Genomic DNA, 1,874 nt, shown 5'->3' with positions numbered 1-1,874 from the left:
GCGCCAAGCGGTGATCCAGGCCATTTGGCTGGCTAGCGCGTTTTCCAGGGTGTTGGTAGCTGGGATGGGCTGGTAGTGTTCGATTTGTTCGGGGGAGAGTGGCAAGCGCGCTGGGGCCAAATCCAAGGTCACTTGTCGCCAGGCGTTGAAGCGATTGACTAGCGCCGTAGAAACGTCAAATTCTTGTGCCAAATCATCGGCCATCGCCCGCCATAGTTCATTGTTCGACTCTTTTGGCAAAGCGCTCTTGGGCACTTTCAAGGGAGCACCATGCGCAAATGCATCGGTATAAAGATCATTCAGCGCAATCTGCGACAACAACAAGCCGTCCCCTTCAAGATCATCTTTGCTACACGCCTTCCCCTGATCTCCCGGCGGATATCCCCCACCCTGATCCGAGTGCATACCGGGATACAACACTTCGACGCTATTGTCCGGATAACCCCCATCCTCCCGCCGAATCGAATCCAGCGGAAAACACAACCGCTGCTCATGACTGGCAATAATATGCAGGCACCGCTTGACCAGGCTGCTGGTGGGCAACTCCTGAGTGCCATCCGCCCAACTCATGTGCCCATCCGCTCCAGGCACGGCATGGGCAAGGCCCACCGATGCCACAGTATCCAGTAGCCCCAGGTACTCGATACTGACCGCAAGCCTCAAGTCGCCTGATTGCAGTGAGAGTTGCGACTCTGCGGGCGATAACAGCTCATTCAACCAACTGACAAACGACCGTGCCGCCGCCGCCCCTCGGGAAAACCCATACACATAGAGCCTGATTCCCAGCAGTTTTGGTGCACCAGGCGACGGTTGGGTCAGGGCGATACGTAATGGCGTGGCCAACGCTTCCAACTGCTTGCCAAATTGATAGCGACGAAAGTTGGCGCCAATTGAACCTTCAAGCCCCGCCGGGGCGCCCATGGCTTCGACCGCCGCCCGCAAACTCGGGTTATCCAGCCGGGGCAACGCCAACGTCCGGCGCAAGGCGTCGATGATCATCATCAGGCCCCAATTGATCCGTTCTTCGCCGAACGCGGCGGTAGCCAGGCCGAGTTCGCTGTAGTTCAGGTCGCCGACTTCAGGAAACGGTGTGCCCACACCTGGCATGTAGTATTTGAAGTACTGGCCGAAGCCAGCACCTTTAGCGTCCGTTAAACGTTGCGCCTGGCTGTTATGAGTAGTGCCGCCGGCGTGCCCTTCGCCAATGCTCGCGCGAAACAATCGGGCGATATTCGTCGGGTGTTTGGGATCGGATAAATAAAGATCGTTGTTGAGGTTATTGCCCGTGCCGTCGAAGAACAGGCTGATATGCAAGGTCTTGCAGCAGGGGGGTGTAACACGCCAGCCGGCGGCCACGCATAAGGCATCATGGTAAGCCCGCTCCTGCTGAGATTGGCGCCGGATATTTTGATGAACCTGGCCCGCTCGAGAGGGCAGGCGGCCCTGCTCCGGAAACTGCGGCGGGTAACAGAAAGCGGCTTGGTTCACTTCGGGCATGACTTAGGCTCCGGCAAATGCAGTGCGGTTTTGATTGGGTAGTCGGGGCTGCCGTAGGCGTAGCAGGAGGTGGTGACTTGAAGTTCGTCGCAAGGTAGGAAGTGGACTGTGAGACCGCAGACTTTTTGGCCGGTGTAGTCGGGGATCGGGACTAGCTTGGAGTGTTGGCGTTTTTGGGAATTAACCTTTTTTTTCCAGGCGAAGTACTTCGGCCTATCGGCAAAACCTGGAAAGTCATCGGAATAAGCCACCCCACTTTCCCAATCAACCCGCACCATCATTCCTGGCTTCCACTTTGAGGGGGCGACATAACAACAACCTCCGCCGCCTCCCTGATACGGCCCAATAATGTCGATACCCGAGCGCCCATCAACACT

2 protein-coding genes are annotated in these 1,874 nt (G+C 57.1%); both read right to left on the bottom strand.

What is annotated here, in order from left to right; genetic code table 11:
• Positions 1-1,497 (bottom strand): T6SS phospholipase effector Tle1-like catalytic domain-containing protein (locus tag ACZRN6_RS36420; RefSeq protein WP_464009956.1); only part of this gene is annotated, 1,497 nt, incomplete at its 3' end.
• Positions 1,485-1,874: DUF3304 domain-containing protein (locus ACZRN6_RS36415; RefSeq protein WP_464009955.1), on the bottom strand; the 390-nt coding region annotated here is incomplete at its 5' end. The genes ACZRN6_RS36420 and ACZRN6_RS36415, both read right to left, overlap by 13 nt.

The organism is Pseudomonas sp. A125, assembly GCF_055409485.1.
The sequence above is the reverse complement of the archived record's forward strand: the minus strand, read 5'-3'. Positions and strand labels throughout refer to the sequence as shown.